This is a genomic window from Exiguobacterium marinum DSM 16307 (assembly GCF_000620845.1).
GTDB classification, from domain to species: Bacteria; Bacillota; Bacilli; order Exiguobacteriales; family Exiguobacteriaceae; genus Exiguobacterium; species Exiguobacterium marinum.
This window is the reverse complement of the sequence record NZ_KK211189.1, coordinates 2,518,156-2,540,857: the sequence shown is the minus strand read 5'-3', so window position 1 is coordinate 2,540,857 and position 22,702 is coordinate 2,518,156. Positions and strand designations below refer to the sequence as shown.

The 22,702-nt window shown below is 46.7% G+C and carries 26 protein-coding genes; 16 read left to right on the top strand and 10 right to left on the bottom strand.

Annotated elements, in window-relative coordinates:
• Positions 1-45: 45 nt before the first annotated feature.
• Positions 46-897, bottom strand: a complete 852-nt coding sequence (locus P400_RS0113365) for a PucR family transcriptional regulator (RefSeq protein WP_235181863.1) — start codon at positions 895-897, stop codon at positions 46-48.
• A 69-nt stretch (positions 898-966) separates the two neighbouring features.
• Between P400_RS0113365 and P400_RS0113360 the strand changes: the two genes are divergently transcribed.
• The 4 genes from P400_RS0113360 (at position 967) to P400_RS0113345 (ending at position 4,922) form a co-directional block, all read left to right on the top strand.
• Complete coding sequence (locus P400_RS0113360; RefSeq protein WP_051546028.1) at positions 967-2,058, top strand: DUF445 domain-containing protein; 1,092 nt, start codon at positions 967-969, stop codon at positions 2,056-2,058.
• A 35-nt stretch (positions 2,059-2,093) separates the two neighbouring features.
• A complete protein-coding gene (locus tag P400_RS0113355) occupies positions 2,094-2,465 on the top strand; it encodes a YlbF family regulator (protein WP_026826683.1) in 372 nt (123 codons plus the stop codon).
• 129 nt (positions 2,466-2,594) lie between these two features.
• Positions 2,595-4,373, top strand: coding sequence for an SLC13 family permease (locus P400_RS0113350; protein WP_026826682.1), 1,779 nt, complete (start codon positions 2,595-2,597; stop codon positions 4,371-4,373).
• A gap of 63 nt (positions 4,374-4,436) precedes the next feature.
• Positions 4,437-4,922 carry a hypothetical protein gene (locus P400_RS0113345; RefSeq protein WP_026826681.1) on the top strand — a complete coding sequence of 162 codons (486 nt, stop codon included), beginning with the start codon at positions 4,437-4,439 and terminating at the stop codon, positions 4,920-4,922.
• Between the two features lie 38 nt (positions 4,923-4,960).
• Here the strand turns inward: P400_RS0113345 and P400_RS0113340 are convergent, their stop codons facing one another.
• The 3 genes from P400_RS0113340 to P400_RS15230 are packed head-to-tail and all read right to left on the bottom strand — an operon-like array spanning position 4,961 to position 7,270.
• A complete protein-coding gene (locus tag P400_RS0113340) occupies positions 4,961-5,179 on the bottom strand; it encodes a YhzD family protein (RefSeq protein WP_026826680.1) in 219 nt (72 codons plus the stop codon).
• Between the two features lie 39 nt (positions 5,180-5,218).
• Positions 5,219-6,310 carry a DNA polymerase IV gene (gene dinB, locus P400_RS0113335; protein WP_026826679.1) on the bottom strand — a complete coding sequence of 364 codons (1,092 nt, stop codon included), beginning with the start codon at positions 6,308-6,310 and terminating at the stop codon, positions 5,219-5,221.
• A gap of 36 nt (positions 6,311-6,346) precedes the next feature.
• Positions 6,347-7,270: a magnesium transporter CorA family protein gene (locus P400_RS15230; RefSeq protein WP_051545995.1), complete on the bottom strand. Its 924-nt coding sequence runs from the start codon at positions 7,268-7,270 to the stop codon at positions 6,347-6,349.
• A gap of 81 nt (positions 7,271-7,351) precedes the next feature.
• Here P400_RS15230 and P400_RS0113325 point away from each other — a divergent pair, with 81 nt between their 5' ends.
• A complete protein-coding gene (locus tag P400_RS0113325) occupies positions 7,352-8,311 on the top strand; it encodes an HD domain-containing protein (protein ID WP_051545994.1) in 960 nt (319 codons plus the stop codon).
• A gap of 53 nt (positions 8,312-8,364) precedes the next feature.
• Here P400_RS0113325 and P400_RS0113320 read toward each other — a convergent pair whose 3' ends face one another.
• Positions 8,365-9,354, bottom strand: a complete 990-nt coding sequence (locus P400_RS0113320; RefSeq protein WP_026826677.1) for a peptidylprolyl isomerase — start codon at positions 9,352-9,354, stop codon at positions 8,365-8,367.
• Between the two features lie 152 nt (positions 9,355-9,506).
• On the opposite strand from P400_RS0113320, the gene P400_RS0113315 reads away from it, so the two are divergent.
• Positions 9,507-9,845 (top strand): DUF1878 family protein, encoded by a 339-nt coding sequence (locus tag P400_RS0113315; protein ID WP_235181862.1) that lies wholly within the window; start codon positions 9,507-9,509, stop codon positions 9,843-9,845.
• Here P400_RS0113315 and P400_RS0113310 read toward each other — a convergent pair.
• Positions 9,829-10,398, bottom strand: coding sequence for an HTH-type transcriptional regulator Hpr (locus P400_RS0113310; protein WP_026826675.1), 570 nt, complete (start codon positions 10,396-10,398; stop codon positions 9,829-9,831). The genes P400_RS0113315 and P400_RS0113310 overlap by 17 nt on opposite strands.
• A 62-nt stretch (positions 10,399-10,460) precedes the next feature.
• Positions 10,461-10,817, bottom strand: a complete 357-nt coding sequence (locus tag P400_RS0113305; protein WP_026826674.1) for a hypothetical protein — start codon at positions 10,815-10,817, stop codon at positions 10,461-10,463.
• 168 nt (positions 10,818-10,985) lie between these two features.
• Here P400_RS0113305 and P400_RS0113300 point away from each other — a divergent pair, with 168 nt between their 5' ends.
• On the top strand, positions 10,986-11,321 hold the full coding sequence (locus tag P400_RS0113300) for a hypothetical protein (RefSeq protein WP_026826673.1): 336 nt from the start codon (positions 10,986-10,988) through the stop codon (positions 11,319-11,321).
• Between the two features lie 33 nt (positions 11,322-11,354).
• Here P400_RS0113300 and P400_RS0113295 read toward each other — a convergent pair whose 3' ends face one another.
• Positions 11,355-11,783, bottom strand: a complete 429-nt coding sequence (locus P400_RS0113295; protein ID WP_026826672.1) for an HIT family protein — start codon at positions 11,781-11,783, stop codon at positions 11,355-11,357.
• A 122-nt stretch (positions 11,784-11,905) separates the two neighbouring features.
• Between P400_RS0113295 and P400_RS0113290 the strand changes: the two genes are divergently transcribed.
• Positions 11,906-12,955: a hypothetical protein gene (locus tag P400_RS0113290; protein ID WP_026826671.1), complete on the top strand. Its 1,050-nt coding sequence runs from the start codon at positions 11,906-11,908 to the stop codon at positions 12,953-12,955.
• 45 nt (positions 12,956-13,000) lie between these two features.
• Here P400_RS0113290 and P400_RS0113285 read toward each other — a convergent pair whose 3' ends face one another.
• Entirely contained in the window at positions 13,001-13,252 is a 252-nt protein-coding gene (locus tag P400_RS0113285) for a GlsB/YeaQ/YmgE family stress response membrane protein (protein WP_026826670.1), read from the bottom strand.
• 169 nt (positions 13,253-13,421) lie between these two features.
• Between P400_RS0113285 and P400_RS0113280 the strand changes: the two genes are divergently transcribed.
• Both P400_RS0113280 and P400_RS0113275 read left to right on the top strand, forming a co-directional pair.
• Positions 13,422-14,159, top strand: a complete 738-nt coding sequence (locus P400_RS0113280; protein WP_026826669.1) for an ABC transporter ATP-binding protein — start codon at positions 13,422-13,424, stop codon at positions 14,157-14,159.
• Positions 14,156-15,289, top strand: coding sequence for an ABC transporter permease (locus P400_RS0113275; RefSeq protein WP_026826668.1), 1,134 nt, complete (start codon positions 14,156-14,158; stop codon positions 15,287-15,289). The genes P400_RS0113280 and P400_RS0113275 overlap by 4 nt, the downstream gene beginning before the upstream one ends.
• Before the next feature lie 45 nt (positions 15,290-15,334).
• On the opposite strand, the gene P400_RS15225 is transcribed toward P400_RS0113275, so the two are convergent.
• Positions 15,335-16,639, bottom strand: a complete 1,305-nt coding sequence (locus P400_RS15225) for an ammonium transporter (RefSeq protein WP_235181861.1) — start codon at positions 16,637-16,639, stop codon at positions 15,335-15,337.
• A 121-nt stretch (positions 16,640-16,760) separates the two neighbouring features.
• Between P400_RS15225 and P400_RS0113265 the strand changes: the two genes are divergently transcribed.
• The 6 genes from P400_RS0113265 to P400_RS0113240 all read left to right on the top strand — a co-directional run bounded on the left by P400_RS0113265 (position 16,761) and on the right by P400_RS0113240 (position 22,571).
• A complete protein-coding gene (locus tag P400_RS0113265) occupies positions 16,761-17,066 on the top strand; it encodes a MerR family transcriptional regulator (protein ID WP_026826667.1) in 306 nt (101 codons plus the stop codon).
• A 116-nt stretch (positions 17,067-17,182) separates the two neighbouring features.
• Entirely contained in the window at positions 17,183-18,232 is a 1,050-nt protein-coding gene (gene hemE, locus P400_RS0113260; RefSeq protein WP_026826666.1) for a uroporphyrinogen decarboxylase, read from the top strand.
• Complete coding sequence (gene hemH, locus P400_RS0113255) at positions 18,229-19,158, top strand: ferrochelatase (RefSeq protein ID WP_026826665.1); 930 nt, start codon at positions 18,229-18,231, stop codon at positions 19,156-19,158. The genes hemE and hemH overlap by 4 nt, the downstream gene beginning before the upstream one ends.
• Positions 19,151-20,542: a protoporphyrinogen oxidase gene (gene hemG / locus P400_RS0113250; RefSeq protein ID WP_026826664.1), complete on the top strand. Its 1,392-nt coding sequence runs from the start codon at positions 19,151-19,153 to the stop codon at positions 20,540-20,542. The genes hemH and hemG overlap by 8 nt, the downstream gene beginning before the upstream one ends.
• Positions 20,543-20,622: 80 nt before the next feature.
• Positions 20,623-21,510, top strand: a complete 888-nt coding sequence (locus tag P400_RS0113245; RefSeq protein WP_026826663.1) for an HAD family hydrolase — start codon at positions 20,623-20,625, stop codon at positions 21,508-21,510.
• Positions 21,511-21,581: 71 nt separating this feature from the next.
• Positions 21,582-22,571, top strand: coding sequence for a lipoate--protein ligase (locus P400_RS0113240; RefSeq protein WP_026826662.1), 990 nt, complete (start codon positions 21,582-21,584; stop codon positions 22,569-22,571).
• The last annotated feature ends 131 nt before the right edge of the window (positions 22,572-22,702 follow it).

Genomic DNA, 22,702 nt, shown 5'->3' with positions numbered 1-22,702 from the left:
GATGAAACCGCTTGCATTGAATATAGACAAGTTGCACAAAAACCGTCAGTCGGATTTGTGCAACGTGACCATTAGTTGAAGGAGACTAGCGTCATAGAACTTTCGAGCGTCATAACCGGTCGTCTCGAACAAGCGATCGAGTCGATAGTTCAGCGTGTTTCGATGCATGAACAGCGCTTTGGCCGTATGTGAGACATTCAACGAGTGGCTGAACAATGATTCGAGCAATTCAATCGTTGACAGGTCGATCGGTTCAAGCAATGGTGCAATTCGGCGAATCCGTTCTTTTGAATCCTGCTCTTGTAGTAAATAATGGTATAATAATTGACTAGCAGGGTAAGTTTTAGTAGAGAGACGCGCGTATGGTATGAGTAGTTGATGTTGACGATACACGTGGGCTAGGTTGCCTTGTGGGCGTTCGCTATACACGGCATAAGCTTCTATAAAGCAATCGCTCGCAATGGCACGCAATACGTCCTCAAATTCTTGGAGATCGGCAAACGTGTCTTGCTCGATGAGTTCGAGATGTTTTTGGGTCATCATTATCATTTCAGCATGCGGCATGAAGTCGTGTACAATGCTGATGAATGAATCGAGTGATTCCTCTTCTGTTTCTTGAAGCGAAAGGGTAATCAGCCGAAACGGTTGTTCAAAGCGAAACGTATCATCCTGCAAACGCTCTTGCCACTTTCGCTGATGAGGGTCTGACTGAAGAATGGGAGTCGCCCACATGCGTAGAAGTTGCTGTTCACGTTCGGTTAATTCGAACGTTGGTAATCCAAATACGGTACCGTTTTGCGTCTCGAACCAGTCATGGTCACCAGATGCATCTTCCGACCGATGGACAGCGGCCGGAAATATCGATTTAATACGATCAAACGTATTCAATACTATCACCTCAACAACAATGTATCATATTTCAGATTGGAGGCTTGCAGTTTGGACGGGATATTGAAGATTTTACTCATGATTGTGATTGGAGCAACGATTGGGGGTGTGACGAACTTCCTCGCCATTAAAATGTTATTCCGACCACATGAACCGAAATATATTGGTTCGTTCCGGATTCCATTTACTCCGGGACTGATTCCGAAGCGACGGGATGAATTAGCATCCAGTTTAGGAAAGACCGTCGTCAAACACTTGTTGACACCAGAAGGTATGCGAAAGCGATTGCTAGATGATCAAGTGACGACACACATCACCCAATTTGCTCAGCAAGAAGTTCAAGCGATGTTGCGCTCGGATAAAACGGTTCGAGAACTCGTAGAACCCCTCTACCCGAACGCGGAGGCACGCATCCTCACGTTAGCGGATGACAAGTTACGTGACGAGTTAACGAGCGTCATGGCTGAAGTAAAAGAAAGAAAGTTGTTCGAGTTACTTGGGGAAGAAGGTATGGACCGCGTACGGGCGGTCATTCCTGAAATTGTTGATGCGCTTCTTGTTAAATCGGAAGAATATTTCTATTCTCCGGAAGGTGAGGCACAGCTTCGACATATGGTTGATTCGTTTGTTCAACGTCGACTCGGATTTATCGCAGGATTCATTCAAAACATGAACTTTGTCGAAATGGTTCGACCTGAAATCGTCAATATTTTAAGAGGTCAGTCAACGCGTGACGGAATGACGACGATGATTACGCGCGAATTTGAGCGTTTTAGTGAAAAATCAGTCGATACGCTAATGGACGAACGATTAGAAAAACGACTCATCGATGGCATTGTGCAACAGGTAGTCTCACGCTTACCAATAGCGCAATTGTTGGATCGCCCTGTATCGACATATACGGAGTCTGTTGAATCCCGTGTCGTCGACGAAATCGTCCCACAAGGCGTGACGCTTGTCATTGAGCGCTTCACGAATCAATTGGAGACGATTATGGATCGATTAAAGATTGATAAAATTGTTCAGGAACAAGTTCAATCTCTCGATACGTCTTACCTAGAAGAAATTGTATTATCCATTTCCAAACGGGAGTTTCGGGCAATAACATGGCTTGGCGCGCTATTAGGTGGTATGATTGGGTTGATTCAAGGGTTGATTGCCATCTTGTGATGGCGAAACCCTAATAGTATTTAGGAGGACGTTACATGTCACAAACAAACTTGTACGACCAAGCTTACCAATTGGAGAAAGCACTTCGCGATTCTGAAGAGTTCACAACACTCTCTTCTTTATACGATCGTGTCAATGCGGATGCGGAAGCGAACCAGTTGTTCGCTGACTTCCGTAACATCCAAATGACGCTTCAACAAAAGCAAATGCAAGGAGAGGAAATCTCTGAGCAGGAAATGATGGATGCGCAAACGAAAATGATGAGCGTTCAACAGAACGAATTGATCATGGAGCTCATGCAAGAAGAGCAACGCATGCACCAGCTCGTTACAGAAGTAACGAAAGTCATCATGAAACCACTTGAAGAGCTTTACGCTCCGATGGTGAATGAAAATGAAGTTCAATAAGACAATGATGAACGGGTAGCTTTCGGGCTATCCGTTTTTTTGTTGATGAGATTGTCACACCTGTTAAGTAAGCGCTTTCATAAACTGAATTATAATGAAGATGTGATAATGGGGAAAGGGTGAACTGTCATGGTTACTGTCCTTATACTTTTAGGGATGATTCTCTTTTTCATAATGGGATGGCTACGGGCAGATTTGGTTGCTGTGATTGGACTTCTCTGTCTCGTCTTAACAAATCAATTGACTCCGAGTGAGGCGGTATCCGGATTCTCAAATTCGGTTGTGTTGATGATTGCCGGACTATTCGTGGTCGGTGCGGGATTGTTTCATTCTGGCTTGGCAGAACGACTGGCTTCCTTATTGATTCCATACGCCAACGGGAGCGAGACGAGGTTATTCTATTTATTCATGTTGACCGTCACGTTCCTTTCAAGCGTCATGTCAAACACAGGCACGGTCGCATTACTCATTCCAGTCGTCATGGCGATGGCGCGCCAAATTAAAAGGTCTGCCAAAACATATCTCATGCCGCTCGCCTTCTTCTCAAGTATTGGTGGAACGATGACATTGATTGGGACACCACCAAATCTAGTTGCAGCAGAATCGTTACGTGGTCTTGCGGAAGTCCCGATCGGTTTCTTTTCGCTGCTTCCGATTGGCTTGGTCGTCATGGTCGTGGGATTGGTTTATTTCCGTCTGTTCGGAAATCGTTTACTCGATCAAGGTAGCTCGAATGAGTGGGCTAAAGAAGAAACAAAAGAACCACCAAGTCCGAGCGTGTATGTCATATCGATTGAGAAATCCCACCCTTTAATTGGGAAGCGGTTGAGTGACCTGAAGTGGTCACATAATGGGATTCTTGTTCTAAAAGAACGTATTCAAGGGATACGTCAACACTATGAAACAGCACGCGCCGACACCGTGATACGCGCAGGAAGTTTACTCGTTAGTGGGGACGAACAGCAAGTTCGTTCCCTCTCACATCAGGAACAAATCCCTTATAAAAAGGTTGAAGCAAGAGCTGTAAATGATAAAGCAGGGGGCATCGTGCTGTTCACGATTCCAGCATCGAGTCAACTCGTGGGGAAATGCATCGGCGAGAGTCGATTACGGAGTGAGTTCCATGTCAACGTCTTACAACTGATCCGTCCACAAGAAGAAATTGCGCAAGTGCGATTGAAAGATACCCCGCTAAAACAAGGTGACTTATTGATGGTGCAAGGAGAGTGGGATGACCTTGAACGAATTGAACAAGACACACATCTATTGCTCTCGAATGAACGGGTGACCGATGTGGCCAATCGAACCGTATCCAGTCATCATCAGCTTGCAGCAGGCATCATCTTGCTTATGATGGTGGTACTGTTTGTATTCGAGTGGGTCGACCCGACCGTTGCGGTTTGGTTAGCGGCACTTGCAATGATTTTGAGTGGGGCTGTGCGTCATATGGATGTCGCATATCAATCGATTCAATGGTCATCACTCGTCTTGATTGCAGCTATGATACCGGTAGGGACTGCGCTTGAGCACGCGGGAGTCATGGCATGGTTAGTTGAATGGATAGAGAGTTCTTTTGCCGGATATGGACCTGCCTGGGTGCTCGTTGTTCTTTTTATTGCGACAATCCTACTTAGTCAAATCATCTCGAACACAGCGACCGCTATCTTGTTTATACCACTTGCTATCGCACTTGCGGAATCGATGGCGGTTAGTCCGGTCCCGTTCGTCATCGCCGTCGCCATTTCGGCGTCACTTGCTTTTATGACCCCGTTCGGGTCTCCGACAAATGCGATGGTGTTTAGTGTGGGGGGGTATCGATTCGTAGATTTCATAAAAGTCGGTGTGCCACTGCAACTACTGACTGCATTCTTCGGTATACTCATGATTCTGTTCTTATTTCCATTTTGAGCAGGAGTTGAGAAGGGACGAAAAGAATAATCAGAGAATGGCTGAAGGAAGGGAATGATGATCATGAAAAAATGGACGATGCTCATCCTCTGTCTATTTCTCGTTGCATGCGGGGAAGAAGTGGAACCTGAACCCGAGATGACGGAGAACGGACGGGTGGCCGAACAGTATCTCGAGGAACAACAGTATCCAATCGTCTCTTTCGAAGGAGAGCATACGAGCACCTTAACCTTAGATGAGTTGAAAGAAGATCGTGCACGTAACACGTGGGGACTACAATCCGTGTCACCGGATGAATACGTAGGCAAGATCATATACTATGAAAACTTTACGGTGAAAGATCATCCGATAAGTAAGCAATCTCCCGCCGACCTGACTGGAGTGTCGGTGATGGTCGTGGATGGGAAGGTGATTGGAGGGACATCTTTCCCTGTAACCGACGGATCAGGCTTGGGGAACGGATATAGCCTGAGCGGAGAAACGCTAGAGGACATTCATCCTGATATTCAAGAATGGCAGGAAGCATGGGACGAGAAATACAGCGAATAAAAAAGTAGACCGAGAAAAATAACCTCGGTCTACTTTTATTAGGATGCCGTGCCTTTCAATTTCCCCGGTAATTTGCACCGTTCAAAATAGATGAGCTGCCCCTGGTGCACGATGCGTGCCCCTTTATGCTCGTGCCCGGCAGCGCGAAGCATGTCGAGTCCTTTTATTTTTGCGGACTGATCGTCACTCGCTTCAAACATTTCATTCAATACGAGCGTGCCGTCATTTTCGAAACCTGTCACCGTGTATGTTTCCATTCACATGACCCCCTTTTCTTTATTTTAATGAATGGTTATTCATTCTTCAAGAGAAGGTTTTGTCAATTCATCGAATGTCAGTTGCCGTGTCGATTCAGTTCGGGGAATCAAGTCGGATACGGTCAGTCCGATCAAACGGACGGGCTCGATGACGTTCATCTCATCGAAGAGACGTCGGGCCAATCGTCGAATCTCGTTGTGGTCATGAGTCGGATGGTTTAATTTGATTTGATGACTCCGAGCCTGAAACTCGCTCGTCTTTAATTTAATGGTGACCGTTTGACAGCTCAGCTCGCGGCGATCGAGCTGACGCAATACGTCCTCCATTTCAGGAATGACCCGTTCGAACACTTCTTCCGGGTCATCAATATCAATGGCGAACGTCGTCTCCGACCCGATCGACTTACGTTCCCGTGTGGCGACGACGGGGCGTGTGTCTCGTCCGTGTGCCAGTTCATATAATTGTTGTCCACGATCATGTCCGAAAATGGCTTTCAATTGTTCCGGGCGAGTTGTTTGCAAATCACCAATTGTATGATATCCGCTCTTATAAAGCGTTTGTGCGGTCACTTTTCCGACCCCGTGCATCGCTTCAATAGAAAGGGGAGCGAGAAAATCTGCCACTTCATGTGCCAGGACGACAGTGAGACCGTTGGGCTTCTCAAATCCCGAAGCGATTTTAGCGACGAATTTTGAAGGCGCGACCCCGGCGGATGCAGTTAGGCCGGTACGCCGTTTGATTTCACCTAAAATATACCGGGCGATAAAGGGTCCGGATGAGCTCAATAACGCATTCTCTGTCACGTCGAGATAAGCCTCATCGAGCGAGAGCGGTTCGACGAGCGGTGTAACTGACTTAAAAATCTCCATTACTTGCGCGCTGACTTCGCGATATGCTTGAAACCTTGGTTTGACAAACGTCGCATGCGGGCACAAGGCAAAAGCGCGACGTGATGACATCGCGCTGTGTACGCCATATTTCCTCGCCTCATAGGAACATGTCGCAACGACCCCACGGCTGTGAGGTGGGCCTCCGACGATGACGGGCTTCCCTCGTAAGTTAGGACGGTCTCGCTGTTCGACAGAGGCGTAAAATGCGTCCATGTCCACGTGAATGATGAGTCGTTCCATAACATCACCTTTCCTGGGCAAATCACTTTCCTTTCATTATAACGAACTTTTGTTCGTTTTTTTAGCATTTTGTTTTGTTCGGTGTTTCGTCGAAGTCGTCTGATTCGGAAACTGTAACAACGACCCAATCCAATTCTTCCGTTTCAACCACATTTGGATGATGAGCGTGAAGAGAAGAATCATGATCCAGGCGAATCCATACCCGAGCGGCCATTCCAGTTCAGGCATATGTTTAAAGTTCATCCCCCAAACGGCACCGAACGCAACGACTGGGGTCGTCAGCGCTGTGAAGACGGTGAGGGCCTTCATGATCTCGTTTCCTCGGAAGTTCGAGAGTGTGGAGGCGAGGTCTGTCATCGCTATCACGTCTTCTTGATAATGATTGATCAACGTCAGCAAGCGACTGACTCGATAATCAGCAAGTTGGTATGATTTCAACTGCTGTAAATCTTTATTTAAAAATGCCTCACGTCCTGCCATGACGAGTTCTTTGTAAGGGGTGACGGTGTCCGACCACCGTTCGATCTCACTGCGAAGACCAAAAATCTCATTCATGAACGTAGCAGGGACCTGTCCCGTCATTTCACGTTGAGCGGTCAACAACCGTTCTTCAAATTCATCGATGCCGTGAAAATAGTTGTTCATCCGCTCGGCAAGTAACTCGTAAAAAGCCTCAATCGGAGAGTCACATTGTTTAGCGAGAATCGACTCGTGATGAAGATCATCAAAACCGATCGTCCATAAAAAATCGGGTCCGATGAAGTAATGTCCAATTTTTTGCGGTTCTCGTTCTAACTGTTCATAGTCGAGCGTGAGTGAACCATACATAAAACCGTCCTCGACCAAAATTTTGGTGACGTTTGCGGTCGTCAGTTGTTCGAGCCAATACGTATAAGCTTGAACATATCGTTGATCTACATAAATATAGTCCTCAGGTCGTGTATACCAATCCCATTCCATCATCCATTCCCCCAATTCGCTACATTGATAGTATTCCCAAATTGTCAGGAATGTTGGCATCTGTCGCAAACTTTCGATAAGATGAAGGTACTGAACAAGAGAGAGGTGCTTTCATTGACGACAAAAATCGGTCAGCTCAAAGTGGGCGACACGCTAGACCAATATGTCATGATCAAACAATCCTATAAGGGACTTGCCGGGAACGGAAAACCTTATTTAACATTAATCCTTTGCGACGAGAGTGGCGAAATCGAGACGAAACTATGGGATAGTGCCGATACTGAGAAGTACGCGACGAAAAAAATCGTCCATGCGGCCGGTGAAGTGATGGACTATCGCGGGCGGACACAGTTGAAATTGAAGCAGATTTCAATCATCGAGCAGGAAGTGGATATCGCACCTTACGTACGATCGGCACCGATTCCGAAGTCGGAGCTTGAGACAACGATTCGTGGATTCATCACCTCACTTCAACACGATGAGATTCGCCGTCTTGTCGAGGAAGTCGTCAATCGTCACGAAGAGGCATATTTCACATATCCGGCTGCCGTTCGACATCATCATGCGGTCTATTCGGGACTGGCATTTCATGTGATGTCGATGTTGAAGCTCGCGGATACGATGTGTGAATTGTATCCATCCTTGAACCGGGACCTTTTGATTGCGGGTGTGATTCTACACGATTTGGCGAAAGTCATTGAGTTGTCCGATGCGATTACACCGGAGTATACGCTTGAAGGGAAGTTGCTCGGTCACTTGTCACTCATGGCATCGGAGCTTGAAGTCGTGTCACGTGAACTTGGGACAGACCGTGAAGTGACAACGTTGTTGCAACATCTCGTCTTAAGTCATCACGGTAAACCGGAGTGGGGTTCTGCGAATACGCCTCAACTTCCTGAGGCGGAGATGTTGTTCTTCATCGACAACATCGATGCGCGCATGAACATGTTCGAAAAAGCATATGAAGGCGTCGAACCGGGTGCGTTCACGGAACGTGTCATGGCTCTCGATAATCGAGCATTTTATCGTCCGAAATTATAATACGGCATCTGTTCACAAATAAGGGCACTCCAACGTTGGAGTGCCCTTTAAACTTATTGTTCAGTCGATTCTTCAGAAGATTCGTCTGCGTTTTTAATCGCTTCTTTGACAGCGTCAAATTGTTGCTCTGCTTTTGCATCTTTTACGTCAACGTTATATTTTTCAATCAACTCTGCGTAAATTTTGTTCGCGTCGACCGAAGCTGATTTTTCAGCTGCTAATTCTTCACGAATGCGGTCTTTCTCGTCTTCGAGTTTCAAGTCTTTCTCTTTACGGTCTGTCACTTTGATGACGTGGAAACCGAATTGCGATTGGACTGGTTCAGAAACTTTTCCGACCACATCTTCTTTAAACGCGTATTCTTCGAATTCAGGTACCATCGCACCGGCAGAGAAGTAACCGAGCTCTCCACCTTTTTCGCCAGAACCTGTATCCGTTGATTTCTCTTTCGCGAGTTCTGCGAAGTCCGCACCGTCGTTCAACTCTTTGATGATGTCTTGTGCTTCTTCTTCTGATTCAACGAGAATGTGACTAGCTTCCACTTCTACGTTCTCTTTTGCGAACTGTGCTTCGATGTCTTCATCGGTCACGTCGACAAGCTCAGATTTTGCTGCGTCAACAAGCATCTGCCCGCGAAGCGCTTCTTTGAACTCTTCCGTACCACTCATGCCGGCTTGTTGAATCGCTTGTTCAAATTCTTCTTCTGAGTTGAATTGTTCTTCTGTCTTGCTGAATTCTTCGTCTACTTTTTCTTGGTCGACTTGGTCACCGTATTCTTTTTCAAGAAGTGCATTCATCGTCTCTTGGAATGCGAGTTGTGGCACCATCCGGTCATAGCTCATATCCGCGATTTCACCGCGAGTGACCTCGCCGCCTTTATATGTGACGACTGCTGAATTATCTGATTCTCCGCCGCCCGCGTTCGTTGCCGCGTACGTACCGCCAGCACCGATGATGAGTGCGATTGCAGATGCACCAACGAGAGCGCCAGTTGAGAATTTTTTATCTTGCTTTTTTGGTTCATTCGTCATTCCGTTTGACATGTATTCCACCCCTAATAATTCTTAAAGTTTCTAAGTCCGACTATATCACATTTTCCTAATCATGACAGCTGTTCTCTTGTCTGTACAGTATCATAGCACACAATCCTGTCGTATAATGATGTAATAGAATGTGAAATGATGGGGTGAGGGCAGTGTCACTAGAAGAGAAGGTCGAGCATTTAGCGTATCAGATGAAGATCTTACTCGAGATTGTCGATTGGACGAACCGTCCGTTTGAATATGAAGTGATTCGAGCAAACTTGACGAAACAGGAAGTGGAGTCATTTTATCAATTGCTTGATGAAATTCGAGCGCGACAAAACGAGCAAGTGCGCTATGGATTTACGTCCATAGAGCCGTTGCTCGTTCATTTTGCAGGTATGTTAGATGCGAGGCTCGATGTGAAAACGATTCTTGAGGCATGCGTCCGTCAAGGAATCGAATTAGACGTCACAGAGCCACTCTATCGGCAGGTTAGGCTTCTTGAGTGAGATGATCATCCTCATCATCAGGGCGTCTGCCTGCCTCTTCTGTAATCATTTTTGATGTTTCTGCAAAGATATCCATGAAGTTGTCCCCATACAAGCGACGAACGATGGCCGTCATGTCTGTTAAATCGGGGAACTTGCCATAAAGTTCTTGCAAGGGAAGGGAAGCGCGGAAGACACCGTTACCTTCTGGGTCAAACGCATGAATCGTCTCGAGTAACAATGCTTCGCCTTTAGGTGTCAACTGGACATACGTATTTCGTTTGTCCGTCTCTTTTTTAGAAAACGTAAGTAATCCACGGTCCTCTAACTTCTTCGAGAAGTTGAAAGCAGTCGAGACGTGCATGACGCCATATTTTGCAATTTCAGAGATCGATGCACCGCCTAAAGCATGGGCAATCCATAAGATATGATGTTCGTTAATGTTCAAGTCGAACGGTTTAATCCAATTTTGCCAGTCTTTTTCGACGGTTTTCCATAAAGCCTTACTCAATTGAATAATTTTGTGGCTATAGAGCATGGCCTCAGGGCCAGTGAATTCTTTTTCGTGTTCCATCTCGATCCATCCTTTCCGGATAAAAAAATCAATTATAATCGACGGACGATGTCCCCAAACACTCACTGTGTCTGATCGACAGTTTTTTCAGTCATAGCAGACTGTAAGTTCGAGAGCTCCTGAAGGTTCTCTTGGATGCGATCGACTGAAGGCTGAATGTCTTGTTGATAGCGTTCGACTTCGACTTTCACTTGATCAGTCAATTCTTTTCCTTGTAGCTTACTTGCAGCGGCAACATGTGATGCATGTTGCGCAACATTTCCAAATTGTTCTTTTAGCGTAGTGATTGTGGATGCTCGATGTTGTTGCGCAGCGGCGTCATTTGCGGTTCCTCGCGCTAGTTTCTTAAACGTGGCGACCCCTAAAAATGCTAAAACAAAGCCGAAAGCAATCCAATCTCGACGTTGGCGACTCGACAATTCATTCCCCTCCTCAAGCACGGTTCATCAGAATTACATTCTTTTCATATTATTTTACCAAAAAAGAGTGATTAAAAACCTATATCGCAAATAAAATTTTTCAGAACATTCATTTTTGACCGAAAAATCATTTTATTTTAAAATACAGGTAAAGGAAGGTGATCCTCAGTGGAGAAAGCGAAGCGTTGGGTAGATGATATGCTTGACCTATATCTCGCCGCTAAGCGACTGGGAGATGACACTTGGGCCGAATCGATTATGAACACACTAGAGGCGGGATATGAAGCATCGAAACAATCAGAACAGGATCGTGAAGAATCCATTCGAGAAAAGCGTATCCTTGAAATAGATACCCGTCTAACTGAATTACGAAAAGAATTTGAACAAGCGACATCTGTCAAAAAGCGTCAACAACTTTATGAAGTGGCGATTAAGCTTCAGGTCGAGCGAGCGCAATTGGAAGAAGAGCAGAAGCGCCGTCGTGATTCTATCAATCAATCATAAAGGAGACCCGTCATCGACGGGTCTCTGTCTGTCTTATACGTGGGCATGGATATTCGATGCAAGGGTGGAGAGTTCTTCAGATGTGAAGGCGTCGTTTTGCGTAATCCATTTCGCACCAAACCCGTCCTCATGTCCAAAACGCGGAATTAAATGAATATGGAAGTGATACACCGTTTGCCCGGCTATTTCTTCTGCGTTCGATAAGACGTTCATTCCGATTGCACCCGTCTCGCGCTGAATCGCATTAGCGATTGTTGGGATTCGTTTAAATACATCCGCCGCGACATCTTCAGGCAATTCGTAAATGTTTCTCGTATGATGTTTCGGGATGACGAGCGTGTGACCTTTTGTCACTTGTGAGAGGTCGAGAAAAGCGACGACAGCCTCATCTTCATACACCCGATACGACGGGATTTCTTGCTGAGCGATTTTACAAAAGATACAGGTTGGATCGGTATGCATCTTCATTCCTCCATTCTAAAAGTCATTTCTGCTTCATCATACCATGGAATTTCGGGCGCAAGAATGATTGGATGGGGAATCGATTCCTTCTATAATAGAAGTATATGAAAGGAGACGAGTGAATGTCGTATACGAGAAGCAAAAAGAAAGAGAGCAACCCGAGAGTTCTTCTTTTATTATTTAGTTTGATCATTATAGTTGGAGCTATTGTTTTCTATTTATACGCATACAAGCCGGCGGCGGAACAAGATAAAATTCACGTTGCTTTCAAAGAGGCCTTATTAGAACAAGACCGTGCTTTTTTTGAAGAAAAGATGGAATATCAAGGAGAACCACTAACACGAGCGGAAGCGTTGCGATTTATGCGTTGGTTAAATGATGAAAAATCAATTCGAGGCGATGCCATCGCAGAGGTTGCGAAAGATCGCTCGGATCGAACGTCTAGTACGGAATCGGAAGGTTTGTTTCGTTTAATCGACACGGGTGAAGGACGATACGGCTTTTCTGACTATCGAATCGAGCTTCTCCCGCAACGAATCGATGTGACTTCGGACTTACAGTTGACGAATATTTGGATTGACGGTCAGCGCGTGGGACGAATCGATGAAGCAGGCGGGTTGCTAACGTTTGAAAAGATGCCAGGAAGTTATGATGTGAAGGCGGTCGCCGTCGCGAACGGTGAGACGGTATCCGAAACTGAGACAATTCAATTGACTTCGTCTGCATCCATTGATTATGCACTTATGCCGGAATCGAACGAATCGATTGCGGGACAGTTCGATTTAAAACGGGCTGAGCTGATTGAAATCGAAGTGGAAGCACAAACGGGACATGCGTTAGAAACGATTGATTCCTTGATTGGACAATCGGAGAAGAAGGTCTTAGAAACACTTGGCGAACCAACTGGAAAGCGTGAGGAGAAATGGGATTATGAACAGTTGACGGTCACATATGATGACGGGGACGTACAGTCGATTGTGGTCGATCTCGATAAGCGGCCGGATGATTTGATTGCCTTACTTGGTGAACCGAAAGAGAAACTAGAGCACCAACTCGGTACAGAGTGGGATTACGGTCAATCGTTCTTCGAATCGTTCTTTACATTCTTTGGCCTTGAGACCGAGAAGCAGTTTGTCGAAAAGAATGACGCGATGTATTTACTGATTGAATAAAAAAAGAGGGGCATTCCATAATGGAAGCCCCTCCGATACATAATCTTATTTTTTACGCATTGATTTCATAACGAATGATACGATTAAGATTAAGATAATCGCACCAATAAGCGCTGGGATAATTGCGATATCCGCAACTGTTGGTCCGAAGTCACCAAAGATAAGTCCACCTAACCATGCACCGATGATCCCCGCGATGATGTTACCAATGATTCCACCTGGTACGTCCTTACCTAAAATCAATCCTGCTAACCAACCGATGATACCCCCGATAATTAAATAAAGAATAAACCCCATAAACCATTCTCCTTCCTCTTTTTGCCCATTGTTCTTTACAACGATTTTGTGGAACAATGGAAGTATTGATGTTTTATTTTAAAATGCCTTACAGTTGTGATTATTCCCATGTGACAACATTTAAAACATATAGCACAAAAAAAAGTTGAAAATGAAAGGTGTGGTTTTCATGCTGCACGTCGATCGGTTGAACGGCGGATATCTCGGTAAACAAGTATTGCATGACGTTTCGTTTGAAGTGAAAAAAGGAGAGCTCGTTGGTTTGATAGGGCTAAATGGCGCTGGGAAATCAACAACAATCAAACACATTTTGGGGCTCTTGTCACCACTATCCGGACAAATAGAAATTGATGGTGAGACATTACAGTCTTCAGAAAAAAAGTATCGTAAAAAAGTAAGTTACATACCGGAGACGCCGATTTTATATGAGACATTGACATTACAAGAACATATCGAGTTAATGGGAAAAGCGTATGATGTCGATTCTAAGGATTTGACTATGCGTACAAACCGTTTGGCGAAAGAGATGCGAATGGAAAAGCAACTCGCATGGTTCCCATCGGTCTTTTCGAAAGGGATGCGTCAAAAAGCAATGATTTTATGTGCTCTCGTGACAAAGACTCCGCTCTTGATCGTTGATGAACCGTTTGTTGGTCTTGATCCATTGGCGATTCGACAGTTGCTCCAATTATTTGATGAGTATAAAGAAGACTGCGCGATTTTGATGTCGACCCACATCCTTGAAACGGCAGAACGGCATTGTGATCGATTCATCTTCCTTCATCAAGGTGTCGTCATCGCAACCGGCACGGCCGCGGAATTACGTGAAGTGTACCGATTATCACCGGATGCGACGCTTGATGACATATATGTCGAGGCGATTGCTTCGGAGGAACAGTCGTCATGAATCGATTTACTTCAAGACTCGGAAATTGGATGGAAGAGGTCGTCAAGTATAGTCGCTATGTCGCGAACGGGGGGCTACTGTTCACGCTCTACTTCACCTTGATTTACGGGGCGTTCGTCTATAACAATTTTTTAGAACGAATCGATGGGACGTTCCCGGGTGCATGGATTGCTGCGGCGATCCTGTTGATTATCCCGCTCGGTCATCGTCCACGAACATTCATCCAAGATGCAGATCAAGTGTTCTTACTACCGGAGCTGGGTGATATTCGATCCTATATGATTGGCGTTCGTCTGTTTAATGTCGCATTCGCCGTGCTGCGTGCATTGCTCGTCTTGCTCATTTTGTTACCACTTCTCGTGCGAACGGAAAATTATTCGAGTATGGAAGTGCTATCATTCGTCGTGACGATGGTTTTGCTGTCAGCTGCGGGACGTTTGGCTAGAGTAGAGGGGATTCGCGAATGGACGATCTTGCTGTTTGCGCTCGTGAGCGGTGTCTGTCTTCTTGTCGATTGGACACAGTGGGCGTGGATTCCGGCTTTTGCTCCGTTCATTCTATTACACGTTAAGCGACATGAGCGGATTCCTCTTCTCCATTGGTTGACTCTTGAAGAGAAGAGTCGGGCCCAATTTGAACGGGTGATCAGTTGGTTCGTCGACTTACCGACCTTGAGAGAAGAAGTCCGGGAGCGTAGACTGTTGACGAAATTGTTAGAACGGCGAGTACTCCAGCACGTGGACGCATCACGTTATGTGTACGGCCTTCGTATTATTCGGTCAAACGATTCGCTCGATTTGATTCTTCGTTTGACAGCAGTAGCGCTCATTGTCATGTGGATGTCAGGAGGGTGGTATGTGGGCTTTGTCACGCCACTCTTTGTGGGACTAACGGCATTACAGCTCGTTCCTTTATTTAAGCGGTTAGAGGCGGTTTCAATAGTCTCCTGGCTACCAATTACTCGTGACGAGCGGATCGAAGGGTATTCATGGTGGGCGATGCGGTTGCTTATCGTCCAGGCAATCGTTCTCGTACTTGTGTCCATCGCTTTTGGTGCGACATGGGACGCGGCGATTGGGTTTATCTTATCGATTGTGGTCATTCGCTATTACTTGAGCCGTTTGACATAAAAAAAGAAGGACATCCTTTTCGGGTGTCCTTCTCGCATGATTAGATTATTTTTTAGGAGACATGACCGATACGCTTGAACCGAGAATTTTCGGAAGGCGTCCTGGTTTCTCTGTCGACTCTTCGACTTCACCGTATGCTGACACACCATGTTCTGCGATATCGAGACCGACATCTTCTTGTTCTTCCGTGACACGGAGACCGATTGTGACGTCGAGTAGTTTTAAGAAAGCATAACTGCCGCCACCGGCGATGACCATGGCGATCAACACACCGAGTGTCTGTACGCCGAGTTGTGTCAATCCGCCACCATAGAACAGTCCGGCAGAACCGATACCCGTAATTTCGACAAGTCGGGGAGAAGCGAAGAAGCCAAGTGCGAGTGTTCCGATGATCCCAGCCACTCCGTGTACAGAGAAGGCGCAGAGTGGGTCATCCACATATTTCGCCATCAAGATGCTCGTTCCGTATGTCGCGATGGATGCGAGTGCACCAATGACGACGGCCGCCCACGGTTCGACGAACGCACATGCCGCCGTGATGGCGACGAGTGCACCGAGAACCCCGTTGACGATTGACGGGATATCTGCCGTTTTCCGATGGAGCATGACGATGGCAAGGGCACCGAGCGCACCAGCTGCTGTGGCGAGCATCGTCGTCAATGCAACGTATCCGAAGAATCCGTCAGCGACCGACATCGTCGAGCCGGCGTTGAATCCGAACCAGCAAAGCCAAAGGACGAGACCGCCAACAACGGTTAAGACGTGGTTATGACCAGCGAGTGATTCCGTCTTACGACGTGGTTTTAAGATGATGGTAGCCATGAGCGCCGCCATCCCACCTTGAAGGTGAACGACCGCTGAACCCGCGAAGTCTTGCATACCCATTGATCCAAGCATACCGCCAGCCCATACTGAGCGTGCGACGATTGGATAGAGGATAGCAACGAAGAAGATACCGAAGAGAACGTAGGCAGACAGCTTAGCCCGTTCCGCAAATCCACCCCAAGCGATGGCGAGTGAGACTGCAACAAATGATAACTGGAATAAGAATTTGATGTCGATTGAAACGTTCGCCCAATCGAGGCTTGAGAACGATCCACTCAAGAAGAAACCTTCTGTCCCGAACCAAGTCGTTCCATCTCCGAACGAGAGGCCGAACCCGACCGCCCAAAAAGCGAGTGCCGCCACAGAGAGGCTGATTATTTGTTTGACCGCGACGTGACCGGCGTTCTTGGCTCGGAGCGTCCCGGTCTCGAGTAATCCGAAACCTAATTGCATCGTCAATACGAGCAATGCAGCGATGAGTACATACAGCGTGTCCATATAATAGAGAATGTCTTCCATGTTCATGCCCTCCTTTTTCTTAGGTGCTTTCCAAAAGTTGACTTCAGTGTAAAATGAAAAAACGACGTTGGATTGCATTTTGTCAGATTATCTGACATAGTTTTTTAAATAGGGAGGGCGGGAGAGAATGGACTACAAATCGAAGAAGGTCATCGGAATGGGCGTCGTGACAGATTTGACGGGGCTTTCGGAGCGTCAAGTCCGCTACTATGAAGAAAAAGGTCTCGTCTTGCCTGAACGGACGAAAGGTGGGTCACGTAAATATTCTTTCCATGACGTGGAGCGTTTGATTGAAGTGGCGACCAAATTGGAGGATGGGTGGCGAATTCAGGATATTAAAGAGCGCGAACGTCGATTGTCGACGAAACAGCGCGATGATATGATTCGAGGTCAATTGAATTCAGCCTTCCGAACATTTCCGACAAAAAAATGACACAAAGAAAACACAATGAAAATGCTTCACATTAGCATAATTCTAATTAATTTCTGTATAATGTTTTTGAGTTCACAAACAAGAGAATAAATAGTGTAGGAGAAATTTAGAGGGGAATGACGCGACGTATGAACGATACAATTTTAAAAGCGTTTAAAGGAGAGGCGACGGACTATGTACCTGTATGGTATATGCGCCAAGCTGGACGCTATCAACCGGAATATCGAGAGATTAAAAAGACGAGGTCACTATTCGAGATCACACATGATCCTGAACTTTGTGCATATGTCACGGAACTTCCGGTGAAACAACTCGGAGTCGACGCGGCCATCCTATATAAAGACATCATGACACCACTTCCATCGATGGGAGTTGATGTCGAAATTAAGAGCGGAATCGGACCGGTCATCGATAATCCATATCGTACGATGGAGGATGTGGAACGACTTAAACCGTTAAACCCAGATGATATCTCATACGTCTTTGATACAATCCGTTTATTGCGGGAACGTCTAGAAGTCCCACTAATCGGCTTTTCAGGTGCACCGTTCACATTGGCGAGCTACATGATCGAAGGGGGCCCATCCCGTAACTATCATCGCACGAAAGCGCTCATGTATGCAGAACCGGATGTATGGAATGCGTTGATGGAGAAACTCGGTGATATGGTCATCACGTATGCGAAGGCGCAAGCGGATGCTGGCATTCAGGCGTTTCAATTGTTTGATTCGTGGGTCGGCACGCTTAGTCGTAAAGATTATGCGCGTTACATCAAACCGACGACGGAGCGAATTTTCAAGGAATTGCGTTCACTCGATATTCCGCTCATCATGCACGGTGTCGGAGCGAGCCATCAAATCGAAGAATGGCATGACCTTCCACTAGATGTGGTCGGTCTTGACTGGCGTTTGTCGGTAAAGGAAGCACGGGAACGTGGGATTACGAAAGCCGTTCAAGGAAACTTAGACCCGTCGTTCTTGTTAGCTCCATGGCCGGTCATCGAAGAGAAGGTTAAGGAGATTTTAGATGAAGGAATGAAACAACCTGGTTACGTCTTCAACCTGGGACATGGGGTGTTCCCTGAAGTCGATCCGGCTGTTCTCGTCAAATTGACGGCATTCATTCACGACTACTCACGCGAAAAAATGGGAGGCAACGAATCATGAAAACAGTAGGACTACTTGTCATGGCGTACGGCACACCGTACAAACCGGAAGATATTGAACGTTATTACACGCATATTCGTTATGGACGCAAGCCGTCACCGGAGGCACTCCAAGATTTGACGGAACGCTACGAGGCGATTGGTGGCGTATCTCCACTCGCGAAAATCACAATCGATCAAGCGGAGACGCTTCGTGACATCTTGAATGAGCGTCATGTAGGTGAAATCGAGTTCAAACTGTATATCGGATTGAAGCATATCGAACCGTTCGTAGAAGACGCGGTCGCGCAAATGGCGAACGATGGCATCAAAGAGGCGGTATCGGTCGTCTTAGCACCTCATTACTCGTCATATAGCGTCAAATCATACAACGGACGTGCTCATGAAGAAGCGGCGAAGTATGGCATCGACATTCGTTCGGTAGAGTCGTGGTATGATGAGCCGAAGTTTATCAAATGGTGGGCGAGTGCGATTAACGATACGTATGCGTCATTGCCTGTACCGGCTGAAAAGACATGTCTCATCGTTTCAGCGCATAGTCTCCCTGAGAAGATTTTGGCTGGAGGCGACCCGTATCCGGATCAATTGAAAGAAACGGCTGATAAAATTGCCATTGAAACGGGCGTCCCGCATTATGAGATTGGTTGGCAGTCAGAAGGGAACACGCCGGATCCATGGATTGGACCTGACGTACAGGATCTGACGGCTGAACTTTATGAAAAATATGGCTATGAGGCGTTCGTCTATACGCCGGTTGGTTTTGTTGCAGACCATCTCGAAGTATTATTCGATAACGACGTCGAGTGTAAAGTTGTCTGTGACCGCCTCGGTGTTCACTACGCACGTCCAGCTATGCCAAATGCAGAGCGAAGCTTCATCGAAGCCATCGCGGATCGAATGGAAAGCGTGATCGTGCATCATGCGTAAATTCACGATTGTCGGTGGTGGGATCACAGGTCTCACCGCCGCTTTTTATGCGGAGCGTTATTTGCCGGAAGACGTGACCATCACGTTGCTCGAGGCGACAGATCGCCTCGGTGGAAAGATTGATACGTATGAAACAGGAGAATTTGCGGTGGAACGTGGTCCGGATTCGTACGTCTTTCGAAAGACTGCGATGACGGAATTAATTGAAGACGTCGGCTTAGGGGATGAACTCGTTCGAAACGGTGTCGGACAGGCTTACGTCCTTCATCATGACGGACTCCATCCAATCCCGAAACAGACGGTAATGGGGATTCCGCTAGACGTCAACGCGTTTCGTGAGACGACGTTGCTCTCGGAGGAAGAGCACGAGGACTTGAAGCGGATGTTGCTGTCACCACCAAAAGTAGAGACGCCAGACTCGGACGTCTCACTCGGCCTCTACCTTCGTGAACGTGTCGGAGACCCGATCGTCGACCGATTGATTGAACCGTTACTCTCTGGTATCTATGCTGGAGATATCGATCAAATGAGTGCGATGTCGACGTTCCCGCAGTTCATCGAAGGAGAACAGAAATACGGGAACTTATACGAAGGGATGCGGCATTTACGTCCTGAACAGCGGGTAGCTGAAGTTGGTGCGAAGAAAGTCGGTCAGTTCGCCTCATTGCAGCGGGGGCTAAAATCGCTCACAGATCGACTCGCTGAACGATTGGAGCGGACCGAGGTCATTTTTAATTGCTCCGTCGAACAAGTGTCCGAGCGTGAAGAAGGATATCGATTGTTTACAACGCGTGGTGATATCGATACGGACCATCTCGTGTTGACGGTGCCGCCCCGTCTCATTCGTCAATTCCTCCCGAAAGTCGATAGTGACTTTTTGGCAGATATGAAGCCACATGCGACAGCGACCTGTTCTTTAGTCTTCAAAGAAGAAGACATCGAGCTTCCGTTTGTCGGAACCGGATTCGTCGCGAGTCAGGAAGCGGATGTAACGATTACAGCGTGTACGTTCATCGACCAGAAATGGCCACACGCTGTACCAGAAGGATATCACGTCCTCCGCGTCTTTTTAGGTCGCCCCGGAGCAGATGAAATCGTTGAAGCGTCTGATGAGGACATTATCGAGACGGCACTACACGACCTTCAAGGTCTCATGCGCATTCATCGTGAACCGGTTCAGACGGTTGTCAGTCGACTCCGTGATGGTTTGCCCCCGTATGCGGTCTTTCACGCTGACCGTGTCAAGGCGCTGCGTGCCGAGATAGGCCGTGTGTATCCAGGGGTCATTCTCGCTGGAATCGCCTATGACGGAATCGGAATGCCGGACTGTGTGAAGAGTGTAAGAGAACAAGTGAAGGCATTGGGCGAAAAGGTTGAGATTTGATGAAGGGAGGGTTCGGATTGTTCCGAATCCCTCTCTTTTTGTTATAGTTAGAAGCGAAAGAGAAAAAGGAGTGATGGAAGATGGCAACGTATAAACTTTTTGTATCAGACATGGACGGTACGATTTTGCACAACCACACCACTATCGCGAAGGAAACGGCTGAAATCGTTCGTGAGGCAGAAGCAGCGGGGATTCGGTTTGCGATTGCGACGGGGCGCAATTATGTGAATGCGAAACAAATCTTGGATGAGGTCGGACTTTCTTGCCCGATTGTCTCGTCGAATGGGGGACGTGTGCTCGACACGTCGGGAGAAATCCTTCATGAAATCGATTTAACGATTGAAGAGGCACTTCAAGTCATTGATGTTCTTCATCAAGATGACAAATATGCGGACGTTTTTTACGAGATCTACACGGAAGCTGGGCTTGTTGCGAGCCGTGGTGACTTGATTGAGGCGTCGATGAAGAACTTGAAAGCGAATGGTGACGACCGCTCGCTTGAGAGGTACGAATTCTTCAAAAACCGTTATTACGTCAATGAAGATGTGAAGATTGTTGATGATATCGAGAACTTTATTCGTAAAGAAGCGGGACGTGTCTATAAGTTCATTGCGTTCTCGAGTCATTTTGAGAAAATGTCAACTCTGTGGAAAGAAATCGAAGCTCAAGTCGGAGGTGTGTATGTCACGTCTTCGGGCAATGACAACATCGAAGTGATGGCACATGGTGCGGATAAAGGTAACGGTGTATCGAAGCTCGCTGAACATTACGGCATCGATCTATCTGAAGTCGTCGTCATCGGTGATAACTTGAACGATGTACCGATGTTTAAAGTTGCCGGCAAAGCGATTGCGATGGGTAACAGCCATGAAGAACTGATTGCCATCAGTGATCACGTCACAGAACGGCACAATGAATACGGGGTGGCCAACGCCTTGAAACGAGTCATGACAGGTGAGTGGAGCTAAAAGATTTGGCGAGGCGTCGTCTTGTTTCGTATAATACGAGTAGCGAACACCTGACTAGGAGGAAATAGACTGTGAAATTTATTTTTAATCCAGATATCCGCGATCCGAAGCTTAACTTGGCGGTTGAAGAGTATATCTTAAAACACTTGAACGTAGATCATGAAGATTATTTCCTGTTCTACATCAATGGACCCTCGATTATCATTGGGAAAAACCAAAACACATCGGAAGAAATCAACTTGAAGTATATCGAAGAGAACGGTATCGATGTCGTTCGACGTCTCTCTGGTGGGGGTGCCGTCTATCACGATGAAGGAAACTTGAACTTCAGCTTCATCACAAAAGACGATGGCAACTCGTTCAATAACTATAAGAAGTTTACACAACCCATCGTTGATGCGTTACGTAACCTAGGTGTCGAGGCAGAGCTGACGGGTCGTAACGATATTCAGGTCGGCGAGCGTAAAATCAGCGGAAACGCCCAATTTACGACGCGTGGACGCATGTTCAGTCATGGGACGCTCATGTTCAATTCGAACATTGAAGAAGTCGTCAACTCACTTAACGTCTCTGAAGAAAAGATGCGCTCAAAAGGAATCAAGTCTGTTCGCAGTCGTGTCGCGAACATCACTGAATTTTTAGAGCGCGAGATGGAGATGCAACACTTCGTCGAGGCGTTACTCCATTCGATTTATGATGGAGAGCAGCCGGAGCGTTACGTTCTACGTGATGAGGACTGGGAAATCGTTCATGATATCTCGAAAGAGCGCTATGCGAACTGGGACTGGAACTTTGGGAAATCTCCGAAGTTCGACGTCGAGTCAAAACGCCGTTTCCCAATCGGGACGATCGACGTCCGCTTGAACGTGAACAAAGGGACGATCACAGAAGCGAAGATTTATGGTGACTTCTTCGGTGTCGGTGACATCCAAGACGTCGAGCAAGCGCTCGTTGGGACTCGTTTCGAACGTGCTGCCATCCGTGAACAGTTAATGACGCTCGATTTAAAACATTACTTTGGAAATGTCGAGCTCGAGGAATTGGTTGATTTGATTAGTTAAGATGATCAGGGCGATCTCTACGGAGCTCGTCCTTTTTTGGCAGTTTCGTGAACGTTGGTCGAACGGATTGCGCCTCGACGGGAGAAGGCGTATCATAATTTGTGCAAGCGTTTTCGTAAAGGCTAATCGAA

Bases quoted from the DNA above. Each gene is read 5' to 3' on its own strand.
- hemG (WP_026826664.1), top strand. From the start codon at position 19,151: ATGCGTAAATTCACGATTGTCGGTGGTGGGATCACAGGTCTCACCGCC.
- hemH (WP_026826665.1), top strand. From the start codon at position 18,229: ATGAAAACAGTAGGACTACTTGTCATGGCGTACGGCACACCGTACAAA.
- P400_RS0113280 (WP_026826669.1), top strand. From the start codon at position 13,422: ATGCTGCACGTCGATCGGTTGAACGGCGGATATCTCGGTAAACAAGTA.
- P400_RS0113310 (WP_026826675.1), bottom strand. From the start codon at position 10,398: ATGGAACACGAAAAAGAATTCACTGGCCCTGAGGCCATGCTCTATAGC.
- P400_RS0113355 (WP_026826683.1), top strand. From the start codon at position 2,094: ATGTCACAAACAAACTTGTACGACCAAGCTTACCAATTGGAGAAAGCA.
- P400_RS15225 (WP_235181861.1), bottom strand. From the start codon at position 16,639: ATGAACATGGAAGACATTCTCTATTATATGGACACGCTGTATGTACTC.
- P400_RS0113340 (WP_026826680.1), bottom strand. From the start codon at position 5,179: ATGGAAACATACACGGTGACAGGTTTCGAAAATGACGGCACGCTCGTA.
- dinB (WP_026826679.1), bottom strand. From the start codon at position 6,310: ATGGAACGACTCATCATTCACGTGGACATGGACGCATTTTACGCCTCT.
- P400_RS0113285 (WP_026826670.1), bottom strand. From the start codon at position 13,252: ATGGGGTTTATTCTTTATTTAATTATCGGGGGTATCATCGGTTGGTTA.
- P400_RS0113350 (WP_026826682.1), top strand. From the start codon at position 2,595: ATGGTTACTGTCCTTATACTTTTAGGGATGATTCTCTTTTTCATAATG.
- P400_RS0113320 (WP_026826677.1), bottom strand. From the start codon at position 9,354: ATGTCAAACGGAATGACGAATGAACCAAAAAAGCAAGATAAAAAATTC.
- P400_RS0113295 (WP_026826672.1), bottom strand. From the start codon at position 11,783: ATGCATACCGATCCAACCTGTATCTTTTGTAAAATCGCTCAGCAAGAA.
- P400_RS0113360 (WP_051546028.1), top strand. From the start codon at position 967: ATGATTGTGATTGGAGCAACGATTGGGGGTGTGACGAACTTCCTCGCC.
- P400_RS0113245 (WP_026826663.1), top strand. From the start codon at position 20,623: ATGGCAACGTATAAACTTTTTGTATCAGACATGGACGGTACGATTTTG.
- P400_RS0113325 (WP_051545994.1), top strand. From the start codon at position 7,352: ATGAAGGTACTGAACAAGAGAGAGGTGCTTTCATTGACGACAAAAATC.
- P400_RS0113265 (WP_026826667.1), top strand. From the start codon at position 16,761: ATGGACTACAAATCGAAGAAGGTCATCGGAATGGGCGTCGTGACAGAT.
- P400_RS0113290 (WP_026826671.1), top strand. From the start codon at position 11,906: ATGTCGTATACGAGAAGCAAAAAGAAAGAGAGCAACCCGAGAGTTCTT.
- hemE (WP_026826666.1), top strand. From the start codon at position 17,183: ATGACGCGACGTATGAACGATACAATTTTAAAAGCGTTTAAAGGAGAG.
- P400_RS15230 (WP_051545995.1), bottom strand. From the start codon at position 7,270: ATGGAATGGGATTGGTATACACGACCTGAGGACTATATTTATGTAGAT.
- P400_RS0113275 (WP_026826668.1), top strand. From the start codon at position 14,156: ATGAATCGATTTACTTCAAGACTCGGAAATTGGATGGAAGAGGTCGTC.
- P400_RS0113345 (WP_026826681.1), top strand. From the start codon at position 4,437: ATGAAAAAATGGACGATGCTCATCCTCTGTCTATTTCTCGTTGCATGC.